This window comes from Vibrio navarrensis, assembly GCF_015767675.1.
Classification (GTDB): Bacteria; Pseudomonadota; Gammaproteobacteria; order Enterobacterales; family Vibrionaceae; genus Vibrio.
The window spans coordinates 1,616,080-1,636,973 of record NZ_CP065217.1; the positions used below are offsets into that span (position 1 = coordinate 1,616,080).

Here is a 20,894-nt window from a genome sequence, read left to right on the forward strand (position 1 = left end):
AAACCCTTTGTGGAAAATTAATTGTATCGAGACTTGCGCAAGAATAGCAGAGATAACGTATAATCTCTGCAAATTTGCCGTGAGATGTATTCAATGATTAAAGTTGGTCAAATTAACAACTTAGAAGTAATAAAACGCACCGAATTTGGTGTTTTCCTCGATGGGGATGAGTATGGCAGCGTGATGTTGCCAAATCGACATGCGCCGCAAGAGTGCCAAGTTGGCGACAAACTGGATGTGTTTCTCTATTTTGATTCTGATAATCACCTTGCTGCGACTACGGAGACGCCAATTGCTCAGGTGGGCGAGTGGGGCTTGATGAGAGTGGAAGGCGTGAATAGCACTGGCGCTTTTGTCAATTGGGGCATCAAAGAGAAGGATCTGCTGGTTCCTTACAGTGAACAGCGTGGCCGCCTAAGCGCGGGGCAAAGCATCTTGGTGTATGTCTATTCAGACAAAGCGTCTGGCCGCATTGTTGGTACGACGAAATTCAACAAGTTACTGGACAAAACACCTGCCAATTATTCACAAAACCAAGAAGTTGAGCTGATCATTGCAGAGCACAGCCAACTGGGGTACAAGGCGATTGTTAATGGTGCCCATTGGGGCATGATTTTCCCATCGGATGTGTTTGGAAAGCTGTTCATTGGCAAAAAGCTCAAAGGTTTTGTAAAAAGCATTCGTGAAGATGGCAAGATTGATCTCGCTTTGCAAAAAGTGGGCGTGGCCAAAATGGATGATTTGTCAGAGAAAGTGGTGCAACTGCTACAAAAGAAAGACGGTTTTTTGGCCTTGAACGACAAATCTTCCCCGGAAGAGATCTTCGCTGCGTTTCGTACCAGCAAGGGGACGTTTAAGAAAACCATTGGCGGCTTGTATAAGAGTGGCGTTATTACGATCGAGCCCGATGGCATTCGTTTAGTGAAATAAGTCACAAAAAAAGGCCCAAAAAGTTCCATTTTTGGGCCCAGGGGAAATGGCTCTCAGGGAGCCTGCGCTAAACACAGAGGTCCTTGGCTGGATACTGACATGAAGGGAATGTCATTTCACAAGAACACTGCATTAATTAAAAGTGTAGTACAGGGTGTGCATGCTGCTAGCCAAATTGACGACAAAAGGCTGATTCTGGAATCAGCCTAAAAACATCAATGATAAAAGTCAGAATAAGTTGCCATCGCGGACCAGTTCGCGCGGCAAGCCATTTTTAATTCGATTTGAAACCCATTTACCTAGGCCGATCACCGCATCGCTATATCGAACAATCACTTCTCCTTTCCCACTGTGATTTTCAGGGTAGATATCTCGCCCCATAAACCACTCTCGTGCCTGCTCTGTGTTGAGATCGAACACTGATTTTTCACTGCCTGTCGCTAATGAGGTAGCGACTTGATGTTGCCAGCGGAAGCCGTGTTTGTGGGTTTCGGCCAATTTTATCCCCATCCGAGAAAAGCGTAGTTCGCCCAGCATCGGTTCAAGCGCATCAGGAAACAACCAAACATCTCGCTCACGTAGCCAGATAGTGCTATCTGAGGGAAGAGCGATGCCGAGATCGTCGCTGAGCGCCTTTTCTATCGTCGCGTGTTCTTTTTTGCTCGCCTTGGTAAATGGAAACTTGCCTAGCTTTTTATGCACGGATGGCGCTTCGACACTATGATGTTTACGAATTCTGGCGACGAAAAAACCCTCACTGTCATAAACCTGTGGGAAGACATGCAGAAAGCCTTCTTCGGTCAGTGCTTTCTCGGCACCGTCGAAAAGAGAGCTCAGGCTTTCAAACTCGACTGCGGCGCCAAAGGTGTTTTTCAGATGATGACAAACTTGTTGATTTTCTTCTGTGCTGAGGGTGCAGGTTGAGTAAACCATCACGCCACCGGGTTTTAGTGCTTGAAAGGCACTCTCGATTAAATCGCGCTGTGTCGCTGCGATTTCTACCACCGAGGCTTGTGACCAGTTCTTCATTGCATCTTCATCTTTACGCACTGTACCTTCACCAGAGCAAGGCGCATCCAGCAGCACGGCATCAAAGCTTTCTGGTAGCCATCCGCCAAACACGCGACCATCAAAGTTGCTCAACGCGGCATTTCGCACTCCGCAGCGTTCAATGTTGGCGTGTAGCACTTTTACGCGACTGGCGGAATATTCATTGGCGACCAAAATACCTTGGTTGTTCATCAGTGCCGCCATTTGAGTGGTTTTAGAACCTGGCGCGGCGGCCGTGTCGAGGACACTGGCGTAGTTTTCCTGATGCATAAACAGTGCGCTGACTGGCAACATAGAGCTTGCTTCTTGTATGTAGAACAGGCCAGCCATGTGTTCCGCGCTGTTGCCAAGAGGAACATCACTCTCGTCGGCGATAATCCAGAATCCGCTTTCACACCAAGGTATAGGAGCGAGTTGCCAACCTTTTTCTTTGGCGCGCTGTAAAAAAGCGTCGACTGAAATTTTTAAAGTATTAACGCGAATGCTTTTACGCAATGGCTGCTGACAGTAAGCGATAAAGTCCGCCATGTTTAAGCCAGTAGGAAGGATGGATTTGATTTTTTCCAGAAACGTGTCTGGAAGGTAGACGTTAGAATGCACAGTGATGGTCCAAGGGCTAAATTTGCTTGGCATGATAAACGAATTAGTTCAGCGACAAAATAAGAAAAATGCAGCCATTTGGCTGCATTTGAAAGAGATTAAGACTCAAGTTATTCAGGTTTAGGTATCGGCGTTCGCCAATTGAGCCAATCCTCTTCCGGTTTGTCATTGAGGAAAAATGACTGACCACTTTTGGCTGGGGGCGCGAGCTGCTTTTGTTGTGGGGTGGCAAATGCGATACCACCACGCACGACGCTGTCTAAGGTTCCTGCCTTGATGCTGGCCCCTGACAAGCCAATAGACACATCGACTCCGGATGCATTCCAGAAGACGCTGTTTTGTCGCACCAAATACGCGTATTGCGCGTCAATTTTGATGGTGGAAATCACGCGATCCGCAAACTCTCCAAGTTCAACGGAGGCCACTTGGCCGATTTCCATCTGGCGGTAAAGGATTGGCGTGCCAACTTTTATAGAGCCGCGTTGTTCACTTTGTACGGTGAAAACGACTCCGCGAGAATTGGGGGCATCGCTTTCTAGGTTGAAACGGTGTTGGCCTTGACCATGGCCTGGCAGGACATGGATATATTTCGCCAGAAGCGCATCAAAATTATCTATGCCACTAATACCTAAAGAGGGTTGTGCTAGCCAGAAATGACTGCCTTGAACGGCAATATGACTGACATACTCAGGGTAGATGCGCGCTGAGGCGCTCACCGTGCCGCTTTTAAAATCGGGCACGACAAGAGTAATTTCACCCACTTTGACTCCTTGGTACTGAATGGGCATGCCTTTGCTGACGGTTTGTTGACCATTAGTGGTGAGCGAAATGATACGGCCGAATGTACGAGCTTCATTTTGATTTGGGTAGAGTTTCCACTTCTCGGCAATTTTGTTTTCTATGCCGGGAATGGAATCAAAAGCGATCCCGCCTTGGATTAAGGTTTTTAAGGGAGAGGCTTTGATTGCAACACCAGCAAGGCTGGCTTCGATTTCTACTCCAGAGCGATTCCAAAATACGGTTTGGTCGGTAATCAAATGTTTGTAGCGATTTTCAATGCTGACCTCGACCGTCACACCGCCTTCAGCAAGCTGAAAGTCAGAGACGCTTCCGACGGGAAGATTGCGATAGAGCAGGGGGCTACCTTTGGAAATCGGCGGCAATTCAGCGGAAAACAGCGTTAGAGTTTGAGAACCACTCTGATTGTACTTTGCCAGTTCGGCCAGCGAGCGGCTTTGATACAATTGATACGAAGGGCTAATTCTCTCCTTGCCCTCGCTCACAAAGCTTATCGATCCAGTTAAAAGCTGTTTTGCGGGTGGAACGGAAATATTCAAGCCTGACTCGGTCAGTTCTGCACTGGCACTTCCAGTGACAAAAAAGCGGTTTTGCGAGCGAATCAAATGGGCATATTGGTTGTCAATCAGTACGTCAAAGTAAACTTCATGCGGCTTACGCCCTAAGCCTTCGTCAAGAAGCCCAACTTTGATCACCGAGCCGACAACAATCCCTTTGTAGAGCAGATTCGCCCCGACATCTAAGCCAAACGAGTTGTCTGATAACAGCCGGATGGCAATCGACTTAGCTTGCTCTTGATTGTATTCGGTTTTACGAATGGCATTGAAACGGCGAGTTCGTTCTCCATCGCCGGGTATCAAAGTGAGAAAATTGCCGCGCACTAAGTTACCAATATTTTCAACACCTGAGAGCGAGACTTTTGCCTCTTCAAGGATAAACTTACTGCCACTGTTGAGCAGATCATTGAACGCGGGTTGAATCGCCGCGGATGCGACAATCACTTCGCGCCCTTCTGAAAGCGATAGGTCGGTGATTTGTCCGACTTCAATTCCGCGATACATAATTGGCGCACCGTTTGGACTCACATTATGGTCGTCCGGTAACGTAATGGTGACAGAAATGCCTCGCCCAGCGGTTTTCAGATCTCGGTAAAGACGAAATTCGCTATTCTCCTCCACGGGTTCACCATCGTCGGGGGAATCGACCGCAATCGCACCGCCGAGCAGAGCGGTCATATTTTCCAAGCGCACATCCACACCTTCAAAACCGATACTCGCTCCAATACCACTAACGTTCCAAAAACGGCTTTGGTCGTTAATGATATGTCGATACTCATCGTTAATGCTGGCGTGGATGGTAACCGACTTGCCATCTTCATCTAGTTGATAGCTGTACACTTCACCAATTGGTATCTTTTTATAGAAAATCTTTGAACCGATTGAGACGCCACCCAGATCTTTGGCTTTGAGTTTCAGAGTTAGCCCTTGATTGGCCAAAAGGTCGGTTGGCGCTTTCTCTAACGCGTGAAAAACAGTTTCTGCTTCGCTGGATTCACCTGGTTGGATCGCAATGTAGTTGCCGGAGACCAAAGCATCCAACCCAGAAATGCCGGAAAGGCTTGCGGTGGGTTTAACCAACCAAAAACGGGTGTTTTGATTGAGCAGTTTGGTCGCTTCTGGATAGATGTCCGCATCGACGTAGATATTCGAAAGATCTTCAGCAAGATTAATATCTCGCACCATGCCGACTTCGAGGCCTTGATAACGAATCGTGGTGCGACCTGCAATGAGTCCTTGTGCATCGGAGAAATAGATCTGCACACGTTGACCAGCATCATGAATCGCTTTGGTAACGAGCCAGCCAGCTAATAACATGGTCAGAATTGGTAGAATCCACAGGGGAGAAATCCCGCGGTTTTTACGCACGTCAGGGGTGTAAGAATTTTGTGAACTAGTAGGTGTGTTCATGCACAGACTCATCTTTTTTTGCTTGCGAGTAATCGTCCCAAATCAGACGAGGGTCGATACTCTCTGCGGCCAACATGGTAAAAACGACCACTAAACCAAACGCGACCGCACCATATCCGGGGGTAAAATCTAAAATCCGACCTCGATCCACTAAGGTCATCATAATTGAGATAACAAACAGGTCCAATACTGACCATTTTCCAATCCACTTCACCACAAAGTAAATGATCATTCGCTGTCGATGATACACAGATCGCTTAATGTGAATGCAAATCAGGATATAAGCCAAGCCGAGAATCTTGGCCACGGGCACAACAATACTGGCGATGAATATGATGGCAGCAATGCCATGCATGCCATTTTTAATCAGCGAGGCGACACCGGAGAAAATGGTGTCTTGCAATCTTTGCCCGTTGGTGATCAGAATCGAAATCGGGATCAAGTTTGCAGGAAAAATAGCAATCGTTGCGGCAATTAAAAATGCCCAAGTCTTTTGCAAAGAATAAGGTTTCCGATGATGCAGCGGACTGTCACAACGAATACAGCGCTCGGCTTCGGGTTGAGACATATGACAGCTGTGACAGTGGACGTGCTTTTCCTCTAATTGGTAATGGTGCTCAGCATGCCAAGTTTCCCAATAACGCCGCACACTGACGCGGGTGATGAGTAGCACGCTAAAAAGCTGTAGTAGTAACAGCCCAATAAGCCCCGGACCAACAAAAATATCCGAATAGTCTTGCAGCTTAAAGCAGGAGACGGCGATGCTGACGAGAAAAACATCCAGCATCATCCAATGCTTTAATGTTTGTACGGTAGTAAGCGAATATTTGAGCAGATGAAACCAGCCTCGTTTTAGGGCAAGATGCGCAAGTACCACAGCATTGCACACCAGAAATGGGGCAAGAGAACTACAAAAGAAAATTAAAAGTGACAGCGCAACGTATCCTTCACCCATCAGCGCCCACACTCCAGAGGGGAGCGTGGCAGGGATCATCACACCGAAAAGACGGATACTAATAAAGTCAAAAAAGTGTGAAGGAATAAACAGCATCAAGCAGGTGATGGCAATCGCCAAATTACCCGAGAGGCTCGGTCGACCACCGCGGTAAAGCTGCGTGCCACAGCGAGGGCAATAGGCGCTTTTGCCGGAAGCAACCGAAATCACATCGACAGGCAGCTCACACCCCTGACATAGGCGTACTTGCGTAATTTCCGTGCGATGCTGAGCTGCCGAGTCTGGAGATTGAGAGGTCATAGTGACCTCTCAGTGTGGGAAGATAAACGCGTCAATAAAAAAGTATCAGGCGTGAGATTGCACACTGCCGTAGAGTGTTTGATATAACCCGTCTTGTTCAACCAGCTCCAAATGGGTGCCTGATTGCGTAACCTGTCCATCTTCCAAAACATAGATGATATCCGCTTGTTTCACTGCTGATAGCCGGTGGGCAACAATCAGTGTGGTACGTCCTCTAAGAAATTCATTCAACGCTTTATGCAGCGCAGCTTCCGTTGCGGTATCGAGCGCAGAGGTCGCCTCATCCAGAATAACAAACTTAGGATTGCTCAGCACCATGCGAGCAATGGCTAGGCGCTGGCGCTGGCCGCCGGACAATCGAATACCGTTGCGTCCAACTTGCGTTTCAAGTCCATCAGTAAGCTGGGCGATGACATCTTGCAGCTGAGCAACTTCGAGCGCATGCCACAGTGCATTCTCTTCGTATGTACCACCTAAGGTGAGATTATGCCGTAAGCTGTCATTAAATAGTATAGGTTGTTGTAAAACAACAGCTATCTGATCGCGGATAATCTCAAATCCAATGTCGTCAGTGGTTTCTCCGTTGTACAGAATCCGACCACTACTGGCTTGATAGACCCCGATCAAAAGTTGGATCAAGGTTGATTTTCCACCACCACTTGCGCCGACTAAAGCCACTTTTTTTCCAGCGGGAATAGTTAAAGACAGATTGTTGAGCACCTGATTATCGCTATTGTAAGCAAAATTTACCTGCTCTACTTTTACTTCCACTTCGCCTTCGTTTAAGAAAGGATTTACTTTCGAAATCGGCCTATGTTCTTCTTCCAGTTCAAGGAGAGCGTTGATACGGGTAAGTGCAGCCTTGGCGCTATACCAAGAAAACTGAATGCTGAGCAATTCCTGAACAGGGGTCAACATAAACCACAGATAGCCAAACACGGCAAAAATCTGGCCAATGGTTAAATCACTAAACAGCACCATTAACATTGCGACGGCGCGAAAGAGTTCGAAACCGATCAAAAATAGCAGGAAGGAGACACGTCCAGCGGCTTCCGACTGCCAAGCATACTTGTCGGCATTGATGCGCACCTGATCGGCTTGCTGTTTCAACTCTTGCAAAAATTCACGTTCTTTGTTGGCCGCCCGTAACTGGTAAATGCCATCGAGAGTTTCCACCAAGCGGCTTTGGAACTGTTCGAACGCTTGGTTCTCATGCCGCTTAAGATGCTTGACCTTGCCTCCAAGCTTGCGGGAGAAATAGATAACAATCGGATTTACCAGCAAAATAAACAGCCCTAGTCGCCACTCCAGCCAGAGTAAGACGACCGCCGTGCCGATGACCGTTAGCAGGCTGATGACAAATTTTGCCAGCGTGCTGCCGATGAACTGATCAATGGTTTCGATGTCAGTGATCAAATGAGCATTGATTCCGCCGCTGCCCCTTGTCTCGTACTGTCGAATGCTGATCCGTCCAAGCTTGTCGATCATTTTGGCCCGCATCAGGTAGGTGATGGTTTTCGAAACCAGAGTAAATTGACGACTTTGGAGGATGTTGAACGCTTGGCTCAATGCCCGCATCAACACCACCAAAAACAGGGTAAAGAAGATATAGCCAATCGGAGTTTGCCAAGCTTGAGGTAACACCCCATTCATCAATTCCAAACCTTTACCAGGTTGGTTCATGAGTACTTCATCGACCATTAACGGCATCAAAAGAGGGATAGGAACGCTAAGCAAAGTGGCGATCACAGCAATGAAATTGGCAAACAGAAGCTTTGACTTATGTTTTTTTACTTGTGTTATCAACCAGGAACGGCTAATAGTGTCAGTTGAGGAAATCATTATAATGAGAATAAATCCTATTTATGTTTGAGCGCGCATTCTAGCCGTTCTCGATGGGAATCCCAAGTAAATTCAGAAACACCCGCATCGCGTAATCATGCTGTGCGTTTGCAGTAAAATCGGAAGTTGATATGACTATTGAACAATACCAAACCTTGACTAAGCAAGCTGTGGCCTTGATCGAATCAGAACACGATTTGATCGCCAACCTTTCAAATATCAGTGCGTTACTTTCTATGGAGCTTGAAGACCTTAACTGGGTTGGTTTTTATCTCTATAAAGAAGACCAACTGGTTCTAGGGCCGTTCCAAGGCAAACCAGCTTGTGTACGTATTCCTATGGGTAAAGGTGTTTGTGGCACAGCTGCGGCAACCAACACCGTGCAGCGTGTCCATGATGTGCACCAGTTTGAAGGGCACATTGCGTGTGATGCAGCGAGCAATTCGGAGATCGTACTGCCATTTTCTATTAATGGCACGGTGGCTGGCGTTCTTGATATTGATAGCCCAAGTGTGGGCCGATTCAGCGAAACAGATGAAGCTGGGCTCACATTTTTTATGGCGGAAGTAGAAAAGCTGCTTAATTCCCACGCGAACAAAGCATAAATTCGGTAACGAGAGTGGTTTTTCGTTCGCAGGTCACTATAATACGAGGATATTTTTATCTTAATGCTCGCGGACAGGCCGCTCTAACCAGGACAACTCATGACTGAAAAGTTAAAAAACAGCAAAGAAGTTATTGCATATATTGCTGAATGTTTCCCTAATTGCTTTACTCTAGAAGGTGAAGCAAAGCCACTTAAAATCGGTATTTTTCAAGATCTTGCAGATCGTCTGAGCGACGATGAGAAAGTGAGCAAAACTCAGCTTCGTGCAGCGTTAAGACAGTACACTTCATCTTGGCGCTATTTACATGGCGTTAAAGCGGGCGCAACACGTGTTGACCTTGATGGTAATGCATGTGGTGTGCTGGAAGAAGAACATGTAGAACACGCAAAAGCCACTCTGGCAGAAAGCAAAGCGAAAGTTCAAGCTCGTCGCAAAGAACAAGCGCAAAAAGCTCGTGAAGAAAGCAAGGCTGATAAGCCTAAGGCAAAAAAAGCACCACAACAACGTCGTGCCAACAAGCCACAAGCTCAGAAACCAGCAGAAAAGCCGGTAGAGACACGTGCGCTGAATGCAGATGAATATATTGTCGGTAAGTTAGTAAACGTCAATATGGGCAAGGGCAACATGGCTGCGACAATCGTAGAAATCAACAAGGATGATGTGCGTGTTCAACTAGCTAACGGCCTACAAATGGTTGTCAAAGCGGAGCACTTGCGCGCATAAAGGAGACACTCCTACGCATGAAATGCCGTTCAAAATTGACCCTGATCGCTGCTGGCCTCTGGCTGGCAGCATCAGCTCAGGCTCTTGAAGCCAAATTATCCATCAAAGATCTTCCTGTTCTTGCTCCTGAAATTCAGCATGAAACCGCGAGCAAGCGAGTGACTTCCCGATTCACGCGCTCTCACTATAAACATTTCAACCTGAACGATGACTTCTCTAAAGCGATTTTTACCCGCTATGTTGAGTTGCTCGATTACAACAAGAACATTTTCACTCAAGCCGATATTGATGCCTTCTCCACTTGGTCAACGCAGCTTGATGATCAGCTTAAAGCTGGCGAAAATCAGATAGCCTTTGACGTCTACAACTTGTCAATGAAAAAGCGTTTTGAGCGTTTTTCTTTTGCACTCAAGCTGTTAGACAAGGAAATCACATTTGATAACGATGACTTTATTGAACTGGATCGAGCGAAGTCTGCTTGGCCAAAAGATAAAGCGGAACTCGATGAACTTTGGCGAAAACGCGTTAAATACGATGCGCTTAACCTGAAATTAACCGGTAAAGAGTGGCCAGAGATCAAAGACGTTTTGGAAAAACGTTACAACAACGCGATGAAACGCATCACGCAGACGCGTAACGAAGACGTTTTCCAGTTGTACATGAATGCGTTTGCTCGTGAAGTCGATCCGCACACCAGTTATTTGTCACCGCGTAACGCAGAACAATTCCAATCGGAAATGAATCTGTCACTGGAAGGGATCGGTGCCGTGCTGCAAATGACCGACGATTATACGGTCATCCGTTCACTCGTCGCTGGTGGTCCCGCTTCAAAGAGTAAACAGCTTGGCGAAGGTGACCGAATCATAGGTGTTGGCCAAGATGGCGAAGAGATTGTCGATATCATTGGCTGGCGTCTCGATGACGTTGTGCAGTTGATCAAAGGTCCGAAAGGAACGAAAGTGAATCTGCACGTTTTGCCTGATGGTAACGATGCAAAGAGTTACGTGGTCACAATTGTTCGAGATAAGATTCGCCTGGAAGACAGAGCGGTAAAAGCGAAGACAATTGAAAAAGACGGCAAAAAAATCGGTGTTCTGGAAGTGCCGAGTTTTTATGTTGGTCTGTCTAAAGATACCGACAAGCTGTTAACTGACCTTAAGTCTCAAGGCGTCGACGGCATCATTGTTGATTTGCGAAATAACGGTGGTGGAGCGCTTACAGAGGCGACGGCATTGACGGGTCTTTTCATTGAGAAAGGCCCAGTAGTGCAAGTTCGTGACAGCTACGGCCGAGTGAAAGTTAATGCGGATACCGACGGAGAAATCAGCTACGCTGGCCCAATGACGGTGCTGGTCAATCGCTACAGTGCATCCGCATCGGAAATTTTTGCTGCTGCGCTGCAAGATTACGGTAGAGCCATTATTCTGGGTGAAAACTCGTTTGGCAAAGGGACGGTACAACAACATCGCTCTTTGAATCATATTTATGATTTGTTCGACAAAGAGCTCGGCTATGTTCAGTATACGATCCAAAAGTTCTATCGTATCGACGGCGGGAGTACGCAAAATAAAGGGGTTGTGCCAGATATCGCCTATCCAACCGCGGTTGACCCTGAAGAGACAGGAGAGAGCGTTGAAGATAATGCATTGCCTTGGGATAGCATTGAGAAAGCAGACTATGCCGTGTTACAGCGTAATGCTGAGTTGGTCAACGCATTAAAGTTAAAGCACGACGCGAGAGTTGCCAACCAGCTTGAGTTTAAATTCATCGCTGAAGATATTGCCACGTACAAAGCGGAAAAAAATGACAATAAGTTGTCCTTAAACGAAAAAGTACGTAAGCAAGAATCTGAAAGTGCTGAAAAAACTCGACTTGATCGCATTAATCAGCGTCAGCTTCTCGAAGGGAAAAAGCCTTTTGACAATCTTGATGATGTACCAAAAGACTACGAATATCCCGATGCCTACTTAGATGAATCGGTCTCGATTATGGTCGACATGCTTAAGATGGCGAAATCTTAAACCTTCAAGCGAGCCTAACTAGGCTCGCTTCTTCATGATTCCATGTGTAAAAACCTTCCTGAATTAGAGCTATTTCATCTTGATAAATGCACCATTAAGCGCGCGTTTTGTTATTTTTTATCGCGTAATAATGTGATTTGGATCTAAAAATTTCGCATTATTTTATCTCCAGATCTAAGCTGTAAGAAAAGGTCCGGAGATAAAACGATGAGACATTTCCTACTTTTCCTTGCTGTTATCATGTTTCCTGTCACACAGGCGAATGAAGCGGGCGAAGCCCCTTCTGATTTAACCTATTTTGATACACCACTCTTGCTGGGTGATTGGTATTTGGTCAATCCCGATCCTGAGTCTGGCCGAGAAGATTTCCGAGCGATCAAACTGTCGCTAGGTTCAGATTACCAGTTCCAAATTGACATCCAGAAACGGGACTACAGTGTCGATCATTGGCAAGGGATGTACGCGGCCAACGAAGACACGATTATTCTCGGGCTGAATTCAGGTCAACCTCAAGTGTACCAGTATGAAAGCAACCATCACATGCTCAATCTTAATGGGGTGAGATTTACTAAAGGATTGCCCAATGCACTGGCTGGTATTTGGTCGAGCGCTCATCTTTCCGGTGAAGGGATGATTGCCAATCAAATCAACCGAGTGGATCTGGTGTTGCAACCCGATTTTGTCTTTATGTTTCGCGTTACCTCTGAAGGAGGTAGTGAGTCCGTCACGCAAGGCGTCTATTATACCGAGGGCAATCACTTGGTTTTGTTGTATGAGAACGGTGAGCATAATACGACTTATACGCTGGAAAGAGATAAGCTGACTCTGGCAGAAGAAAGCGGTGAGATGTTAGCGGTGCTGGATCGGGTTCGTTGAATGTGAATTGAACCAAGAGTAAACAGTGCAAAGTGTGGATAAGAGAGGATTTTTATAAAGTTCTCTCTTTTTTTGTTGTGAGACTTGTTTTATTCGTTCGTCAACCGCATCTTACTTGGGTAATTTTTCGGTACCTGCCAGATAATTGAACTCACAGATGCATTAACACGTCGCTTATCGATACAAAGATGAGCATGTCGTACAAGGTAGCAGGTACGTTTTGATTCACTGTACAAGGATTTATAGATATGTCTCAGACCCCACAGGCTAAATATCGCGAAGATTATACGCCACCATCACATTCCATTACCGATATTGATCTGACTTTTGATCTTTACGATAACAACACTCTGGTAACGGCCGTTTCGCAAGTGAAGCAGTTGGGCGAGAGCAATGTCGTTGAATTGGACGGTGAAGCGCTGAAACTTTGTTCTGTCAGTGTTAACGGTGAAGCTTGGTCGGCCTATGAAGTGAAAGAGGCTTCACTGGTTCTATCGCAGCTTCCGACCGAGTTTGAGCTGACTATTGTGACAGAGATTGATCCTGAGGCGAACACCGCCTTGGAAGGTCTATACAAATCAGGCGGCGCATTCTGTACTCAATGTGAAGCCGAAGGTTTCCGTCGCATCACTTACTATCTGGACCGTCCAGATGTGCTGGCTCGTTACACCACCAAAGTCATCGCAGACAAAACAACTTATCCTTACCTGCTGAGTAACGGTAACCGTGTGGCTCAAGGTGAGCTCGAAGGTGGACGTCACTGGGTACAATGGCAAGACCCTCATCCAAAGCCAGCTTATCTATTCGCTCTGGTTGCAGGTGACTTCGATGTGTTGCGTGACATCTATACCACGAAATCAGGCCGCAAAGTTGATCTGGAAATTTTTGTTGACAAAGGCAATCTCGACCGAGCTCCACATGCGATGACGTCGCTCATCAACTCAATGAAGTGGGATGAAGAGCGATTTGACCTAGAGTACGATCTCGATATCTACATGATAGTCGCAGTGGATTTCTTCAACATGGGAGCGATGGAGAACAAAGGTCTCAACATCTTTAACTCGAAGTTTGTTCTGGCTAACTCTCAGACGGCGACAGATAGCGACTATCTTGGTATTGAAGCGGTCATTGGTCATGAGTATTTCCACAACTGGACGGGGAACCGTGTCACTTGCCGTGATTGGTTCCAGTTGAGTTTGAAAGAAGGTTTGACGGTTTTCCGTGATCAAGAATTCTCGTCAGATCTTGGTTCAAGAGCGGTTAATCGTATCCAGAATGTGCGCGTGATCCGCGGACCGCAGTTTGCTGAAGATGCCAGCCCCATGTCACATCCGATCCGTCCGGATAAAGTGATTGAAATGAATAACTTCTACACCCTGACCGTATACGAAAAGGGCAGTGAAGTGATTCGCATGTATCACACATTGCTTGGGGAAGAAGGCTTCCAAAAAGGGATGAAACTTTACTTTGAGCGTCACGATGGCACGGCCGCGACGTGTGAAGACTTCGTTTCAGCGATGGAAGATGCAACGGGTGTTGACCTGACTCAGTTCCGTCTTTGGTATAGCCAGTCTGGTACACCGACCGTGCGGGTGAGCAGCCAATATGATGCCGGAGCGCAGACTTATGCGCTGACGGTTGAGCAGTTCACTGAGCCAACGCAAGACCAAGCAGAAAAGCACGCTCTGCATATCCCATTTGATATTGAGCTGTATGCGGCTGATGGCAGTGTCATTCCGCTTATCGTAGAAGGCAAATCTGTCTCTAACGTGCTCGATGTTAAAGCGGAGAAACAAACCTTTGTGTTTGAAAATGTCTCCGAATGTCCAGTGCCTTCGCTGCTGAGAGAGTTCTCTGCACCAGTGAAACTGGAGTACAACTATTCTGACGAAGAACTGATGTTCCTGATGACACATGCGCGTAACGAGTTCGCTCGTTGGGATGCTAGCCAAATGTTGTTGGCGAAATACATTCGCGCCAACGTGCAACGTGTGCAGCAAGGTGATGAAGTGGAAGTGGCGGCAGAAGTCGTGGATGCATTCCGCGGCGTACTGATCAGTGCTGATCTTGAAGCTGCGTTTATCGCTGAAGTGTTATCGTTGCCGCAGCATAACGAAGTTTCTGGTTGGTATAAGCTCGTTGATGTTGATGCGATTGCAAAAACCTTAGAAGGTATGCGAGCGATCTTCGCTGATCAACTGCAAGAAGAGCTCAGTGCGGTGTATCACAGCTTGAAACAAGCGCAGTACAGTATCGATCATGCTGCGATTGGAAAACGCGCGCTACGTAATATCTGTCTTGGCTATCTAGCGCGAATCACTGGTGGTAATGAGCTGGTTGAAAAGCATTATTACCAAGCAAACAATATGACCGACACCATTGCAGCAATGACCGCAGCCAACAACGCTCAACTGCCTTGTCGTGAAGCTTTGATGCAAGACTACAGTGACAAGTGGAAACACGATGGTCTGGTGATGGATAAGTGGTTCATGATTCAAGGTTGCAACCCCGCTGACAATGCCCTTGAGGTGGTTAAGCAGACAATGCAGCATGAAGCATTTAGCCTGAAAAACCCCAACCGTACTCGCAGTTTGGTGGGCTCTTTCTTGAATCTCAACCCTGTTCATTTCCATGATAAATCGGGTAGCGGCTACCGTTTCGCGGGAGAAATTCTACGCGAGCTCAACAGCACCAACCCGCAGGTTGCGTCTCGACTGATCGACCCGTTGCTGAAATTGGCCAAGTACGATGATGAGCGTAAAGCACTGATGCGTGCTGAGTTAGAATCACTCAAAGTAATGGATAATCTAGCGAAAGATCTGTTTGAAAAAGTGAGCAAAGCGCTAGAAAGTTAAAGGTTAAATCATATGCAGCTGGCCTCGCGTCAGCTGCTTTTTGCAAACGATGAATCAATACTACTTCAGCTTAAATATCAGCTATCAGACCTTCCTCGCTCACTATTCGGGTGCGGCGAGCTCGGTGCAAGTTGTTACAGATAATGGGCTTCGGATACAGCTACCTGCCACGCGCTTTAGGCCGTTTCTTAGCCAATTGGGGCTTAGAGGGCGGTTCCGACTAACAACTGACCAAAATAACAAGTTTATAAAGTTAGAAACTCTGTAACTCCTCCGTTTAACAGCGAGTTAAACAGGAATCTCAATCACATTCTCAAACATTTCACCTGCCAAGTTCGTTAATTCTATTAACTAAATTTCAATAATGCTTTTACAATAAGCACATGCATTACCTATGCTTAGTTATTAGGTCTTTTAAGCCGATTTAATGCTAAGTGTCCCCTACAAAAAAACTATTCTAATGTGGAGTGTGAATATGACCGCGCGTGAAAATGTAGTGCCGGTTCTGCTTGAAAAAGTGTATCAACTGATTCAGGACAAACTCGAGCTATCTCACCAGCCTTTAGTCACTAAATTAGCTCAACACTTATTTAGTAATATGTCCAACGACGATTTGATTCAGCGTAACGAATCGGATCTTTATGGCGCTGTTGTTAGCCTCTGGCATCATATCAATGAGAAAAAACCGGAAGAGATCTCTGTCAGGGTGTTTAACCCAACAGTGAGTCGCCAAGGTTGGCAATCTACCCACACTATTGTTGAAGTCGTTATTCCAGACAGTCCTTTTTTGGTCGATTCCATCAAAATGACCTTGAGTCGTTTAGATCTTTCTTGTCATTTGATGCTCAACAACCCAACGCAAATCACACGTGATAGTAAAGGCGTGGTGACTGAGGTCAATGGTAAAGGCGGCGTGCTTCAGTCACTGTTCCATATCGAAGTGGATCGTCTGAGCAAGAAAGAAGAGATGCAGACGCTAAAGCAAGAACTGCTCGATGTGCTTTCGGACACTCGCTTGGTGGTGAACGCTTGGCAATCAATGGTTGAACGTCTCAAAGAAGTAACAACACAGCTAGAAAAACAGAAATCGGTTATTGCCGTGAACGATGAACGCTTCGATGAAAGCATTGCCTTTCTTCGTTGGTTAGGGGACCACAACTTCACGTTCATGGGTTATAAGGAATATGACCTGAGCAATGTCGATGGCGACAGCGAATTACTGCCAACGGCAGAAAAGGGCCTTGGCCTATTTGCAGACGAGAAACGAGTTCGCGGCGTGAAGCTGTCTGAGCTTTCCGATTCTGCTCGTCTAGAAGCGAAAAAACCTTACGCGCTGATTATTACCAAAGGCAACAAGCCTTCAAGAATTCACCGACCTGCTTACAACGATTATATCGGCATTAAGAAATTTGATGAAAACGGCAAAGTTATTGGTGAACATCGCTTTACTGGGCTTTACACTTCCGCCGTTTACAACCAAGCCGTTTCTTCTATCCCACTGATTCGTGAGAAAGTTGGTCGCATTCTTGAAGCGAGCCGTTACCGTCACGGTTCGTATTCCTACAAAGCACTGCACAATATTCTAGAAAACTACCCGCGTGATGAACTAATCCAAGCAACCGAAGAAGAGCTTCTTGAAGTTGGCATGGGCGTGGTGCAAATGCACGACCGAGATCTTCTGCGTCTTTTCGTGCGTAAAGACCCGTTTGGCCGTTTTTTTAGCGCCATGGTCTACGTGACCAAAGATCGTTACAACACCGAACTTCGTCGTCAGACCCAGCGCATCCTGAAGCAATATTTTGGCGGCGAGCAAGAAGTGGAGTTCACCACATTCTTCTCCGAAAGCCCTCTGGCGCGCACTCACTACATTGTTCGGGTAGACAACAACAACATCGACGTAGACGTAAAGAATATCGAGCAAAACCTAATGGAAGTATCCTCATCTTGGGATGATCGCCTCAAAGACTCCATCATTGCTAACTTTGGCGAAAGCAAAGGCTTACCACTATCAAAAGAGTATATGAAGGCGTTCCCGCGTTCTTATAAAGAAGCCATGATGCCAGGTAGCGCAGTGGACGATATTGAGCGTTTGGAATCACTCAGTGATGAACATAAATTAGGGATGCTGTTTTATCGCCCACAAGAGTTAGCGGCGGATTCTAAAGCGGTACGTCTGAAACTGTATCATCGTGACGAGCCGATCCATCTATCTGATGTGATGCCAATGCTCGAAAATTTAGGTCTACGGGTGATCGGCGAATCCCCGTATGAGATCCACAAAACCAATGGTCAGACATTCTGGATCCTTGATTTCTCCATGCTGCATAAGAGCGACAAAGTGGTGGATCTGCGTGAAGCACGCGATCGTTTCCAACAAGCATTCGCCGCGATTTGGGCAGGTGAGCTGGAGAGCGATGGCTTCAACCGTTTGGTGCTCGGTGCGTCCCTCACTGGCCGGGAAATTTCCATCCTTCGTGCTTATGCACGCTATATGCGTCAAGTGGGCTTCCCATTTAGTCAGCAATATATCGAAGATACCTTAAGCCATTACCCAGATTTGGCCAAAGCGCTGGTGGAGCTGTTTGTTAAGCGTTTTGATCCGAAATACAAAGGCTCGGAGAAAGGCCAAGAAGATCTCATCAAAACGATGACGGAACAATTGGATCATGTTGAGAGCTTGGATGATGATCGTATCATTCGTCGCTACATGGAAATGATCTTAGCCACGCTTCGCACCAACTATTACCAAGTAGACGACAAGAAACAGCCGAAACCTTGGTTATCTCTGAAGATGAAGCCAAGCGAGATCCCAGAGATCCCACAACCTGTCCCAGCGTTTGAGATCTTTGTTTACGCACCGGATATCGAAGGTGTTCACTTGCGTGGTGGCAAAGTCGCTCGTGGCGGTTTACGTTGGTCTGATCGTCAAGAAGATTTCCGTACTGAAATCTTGGGTCTGGTTAAAGCGCAGCAAGTTAAGAATACCGTGATTGTGCCCGTGGGCGCGAAAGGTGGCTTTGTTTGTAAACGTCAGCCTAGTATGACCACTCGTGATGAAATATTTGCCGAAGGTCAACGTTGCTACAAACAGTTTATCCGCGCGCTCTTGGATGTGTCCGATAACATTATCGAAGGGGAAGTGGTTCCACCGAAAAATGTGGTGCGACATGACGAAGACGACCCTTACTTGGTTGTCGCGGCGGATAAAGGGACGGCGACATTCTCTGATTTGGCGAACTCAGTATCAGCAGAGTACAACTTCTGGCTGGGTGATGCGTTTGCATCCGGTGGCTCAAACGGCTACGACCACAAGGCGATGGGGATCACCGCGAAAGGTGGTTGGGAGTCGGTGAAACGCCACTTCCGTGAAATGGGCATTGACTGTCAGACCACAGACTTTACCGCAGTCGGAATTGGCGATATGGCGGGTGACGTATTTGGTAATGGTATGCTGCTCTCCAAGCACATCCGCTTGCTGGCCGCGTTTAACCACCTGCACATTTTCATTGACCCAAATCCAGATTCAGCAACGAGTTGGGAAGAGCGTAACCGTTTATTCAACTTGCCTCGCTCGAGCTGGGAAGATTATAACGCTAAGCTGATTTCTAAAGGTGGCGGTGTTTTCTCTCGTCGCGCTAAGTCGATTGCACTGACGCCAGAAATTCAGAAGATGCTGTCTACGAAGAAAGCCTCTTTGGCACCGAACGAGTTGATCAAAATGATCCTGAAAATGGAAGTTGATCTGCTATGGAATGGTGGCATCGGTACGTATGTCAAAGCTTCGACAGAAACGCATACGGATGTCGGTGACCGTGCTAACGATGTGCTGCGTATTGATGGACGTGATCTACAAGCTCGTATCGTCGGTGAAGGTGGCAACTTGGGTATGACGCAGAAAGGTCGCATTGAGTATGCACTGAACGGCGGCCGGGTTAACACTGACTTTGTCGATAACGTCGGTGGTGTAGACTGTTCTGATAACGAAGTGAACATCAAGATCTTCCTTAACGGCTTGGTGTCCAATGGCGATATGACGATCAAACAGCGCAACGCCATCTTGGAATCCATGGAAGAGGAAGTTGGCGAGATCGTTCTTGATGATGCTTACCGTCAATCCGAGTCTATTTCTGTGACTGAGCAACAAGGCGTCAGTGTTGTCAAAGAGCAAATTCGCTTTATTCACACCATGGAGAAAGCGGGCTATCTTGATCGCGCGCTGGAAAGTATTCCAGATGACGAAACGCTACTGGAACGAGAAAAAACCGGACGTGGACTAACTCGCCCAGAGCTTGCCGTGCTGGTTGCTTACGGCAAAATGGTGCTGAAAGAACAATTGGCTAACGATGATATCGCCAACGACGAGTTCCATGCCAAGCAGCTTGTCGCGTATTTCCCAAGTGAGCTACGTAATAAGTATGCGCAGCAGATGTCGTCTCATCCGCTTCGTGCAGAGATCATTGCAACATCCCTTGCAAACCAAATGGTGAACGAAATGGGATGTAATTTCGTTACGCGATTGCAGGAAGAGACAGGAGCAACCGTTGTTGACATTGCTAATGCATACAGCGCTGCAAGAGAAATCTACGATCTTGGTGACATTTTGGAGAAAACCCGCGATCTCGATAACGTCGCTTCCGCGGATGCACAGTACGAAATTATGTTTAATGTGCGTCGCATGCTGCGTCGTGTTGCTCGCTGGTTGCTGCGTAATCGCAGTGGCAAGAACAATGTAAGCGAGTTGATTGAACGTTACCGCGCTGATGTGGATGTGATCACTCGCAGCTTAGATGAGATGTTGGTCTCAGCCGAAGTGGAAGAGCATGAAGAGCTGGCGCGTTCTTGGATTGAGCGTGGGGTAGACGCGAGCTTGGCCAACAGAGTGTCACGTCTTTCTAGTTTGCAATCGGCTTTGGATATTTCTGCGGTCGCTAGAGAGAAGAGCAAAACCGTCGAGCAAGCATCGAAGTTGTATTTTAATCTGGGTGATCGCCTTTCACTGCATTGGTTCCTCAAGCAGATCAACAGCCAGGCGGTTGACAACAACTGGCAAGCATTGGCACGAGCGGCGTTCCGTGAAGATTTAGATTGGCAGCAACGTTTGTTAACCGCGCAAGTGCTTAACTGCCGTAGTTCTGACGGCGACTTTGATGTGATCGAAGCGCTGGACGAATGGATGGAACGCAACGAAACTTCGCTTCACCGCTGGGAAAGCATTTTGAATGAGTTCAAGGTGGGTAGTGTTCATGAATTTGCTAAATTCTCAGTTGCTCTGCGTGAATTGGTATTACTCAACCTCAATTGCAGTGCAAATGATTAGGTTTTTGCCAGTTAGATAAGTTTAAAGCCCCGAAAGGGGCTTTTTTATTACT

General features: G+C 46.9%; 12 protein-coding genes. 8 read left to right on the forward strand and 4 right to left on the reverse strand.

Annotated elements, in window-relative coordinates; genetic code table 11:
• Window positions 1–93: 93 nt before the first annotated feature.
• Window positions 94–930, forward strand: a complete 837-nt coding sequence (locus I3X05_RS07400; protein WP_193157425.1) for a CvfB family protein — start codon at window positions 94–96, stop codon at window positions 928–930.
• Window positions 931–1,158: 228 nt separating this feature from the next.
• Here I3X05_RS07400 and rsmF read toward each other — a convergent pair whose 3' ends face one another.
• The 4 genes from rsmF to I3X05_RS07420 form a co-directional block, all read right to left on the reverse strand.
• Complete coding sequence (gene rsmF, locus I3X05_RS07405; RefSeq protein WP_193157446.1) at window positions 1,159–2,580, reverse strand: 16S rRNA (cytosine(1407)-C(5))-methyltransferase RsmF; 1,422 nt, start codon at window positions 2,578–2,580, stop codon at window positions 1,159–1,161.
• A 110-nt stretch (window positions 2,581–2,690) separates the two neighbouring features.
• On the reverse strand, window positions 2,691–5,345 hold the full coding sequence (locus tag I3X05_RS07410; RefSeq protein WP_193157426.1) for an MlaD family protein: 2,655 nt from the start codon (window positions 5,343–5,345) through the stop codon (window positions 2,691–2,693).
• Entirely contained in the window at window positions 5,329–6,600 is a 1,272-nt protein-coding gene (locus I3X05_RS07415; protein ID WP_045570359.1) for a paraquat-inducible protein A, read from the reverse strand. Before I3X05_RS07415 ends, I3X05_RS07410 begins: the two co-directional genes overlap by 17 nt.
• A 45-nt stretch (window positions 6,601–6,645) precedes the next feature.
• Window positions 6,646–8,442, reverse strand: a complete 1,797-nt coding sequence (locus I3X05_RS07420; protein ID WP_193166667.1) for an ABC transporter ATP-binding protein — start codon at window positions 8,440–8,442, stop codon at window positions 6,646–6,648.
• A 131-nt stretch (window positions 8,443–8,573) separates the two neighbouring features.
• Between I3X05_RS07420 and I3X05_RS07425 the strand changes: the two genes are divergently transcribed.
• From I3X05_RS07425 to I3X05_RS07455, 7 genes are all read left to right on the forward strand, one after another.
• The gene (locus tag I3X05_RS07425; RefSeq protein WP_193157430.1) at window positions 8,574–9,047 is read left to right on the forward strand and encodes a GAF domain-containing protein; all 474 of its coding nucleotides are present in this window, start codon (window positions 8,574–8,576) and stop codon (window positions 9,045–9,047) included.
• Between the two features lie 99 nt (window positions 9,048–9,146).
• Window positions 9,147–9,773 (forward strand): RNA chaperone ProQ, encoded by a 627-nt coding sequence (gene proQ / locus I3X05_RS07430; protein ID WP_045570356.1) that lies wholly within the window; start codon window positions 9,147–9,149, stop codon window positions 9,771–9,773.
• A gap of 17 nt (window positions 9,774–9,790) precedes the next feature.
• A complete protein-coding gene (gene prc / locus I3X05_RS07435; RefSeq protein ID WP_045570355.1) occupies window positions 9,791–11,794 on the forward strand; it encodes a carboxy terminal-processing peptidase in 2,004 nt (667 codons plus the stop codon).
• A 240-nt stretch (window positions 11,795–12,034) separates the two neighbouring features.
• Complete coding sequence (locus tag I3X05_RS07440) at window positions 12,035–12,670, forward strand: hypothetical protein (RefSeq protein ID WP_082069671.1); 636 nt, start codon at window positions 12,035–12,037, stop codon at window positions 12,668–12,670.
• Window positions 12,671–12,918: 248 nt separating this feature from the next.
• Window positions 12,919–15,525, forward strand: coding sequence for an aminopeptidase N (gene pepN / locus I3X05_RS07445; protein WP_193166668.1), 2,607 nt, complete (start codon window positions 12,919–12,921; stop codon window positions 15,523–15,525).
• Between the two features lie 49 nt (window positions 15,526–15,574).
• Window positions 15,575–15,793, forward strand: coding sequence for a DUF2835 domain-containing protein (locus I3X05_RS07450; RefSeq protein ID WP_081946422.1), 219 nt, complete (start codon window positions 15,575–15,577; stop codon window positions 15,791–15,793).
• A 207-nt stretch (window positions 15,794–16,000) separates the two neighbouring features.
• Entirely contained in the window at window positions 16,001–20,842 is a 4,842-nt protein-coding gene (locus tag I3X05_RS07455; RefSeq protein WP_337971112.1) for an NAD-glutamate dehydrogenase, read from the forward strand.
• Window positions 20,843–20,894: the final 52 nt, after the last annotated feature.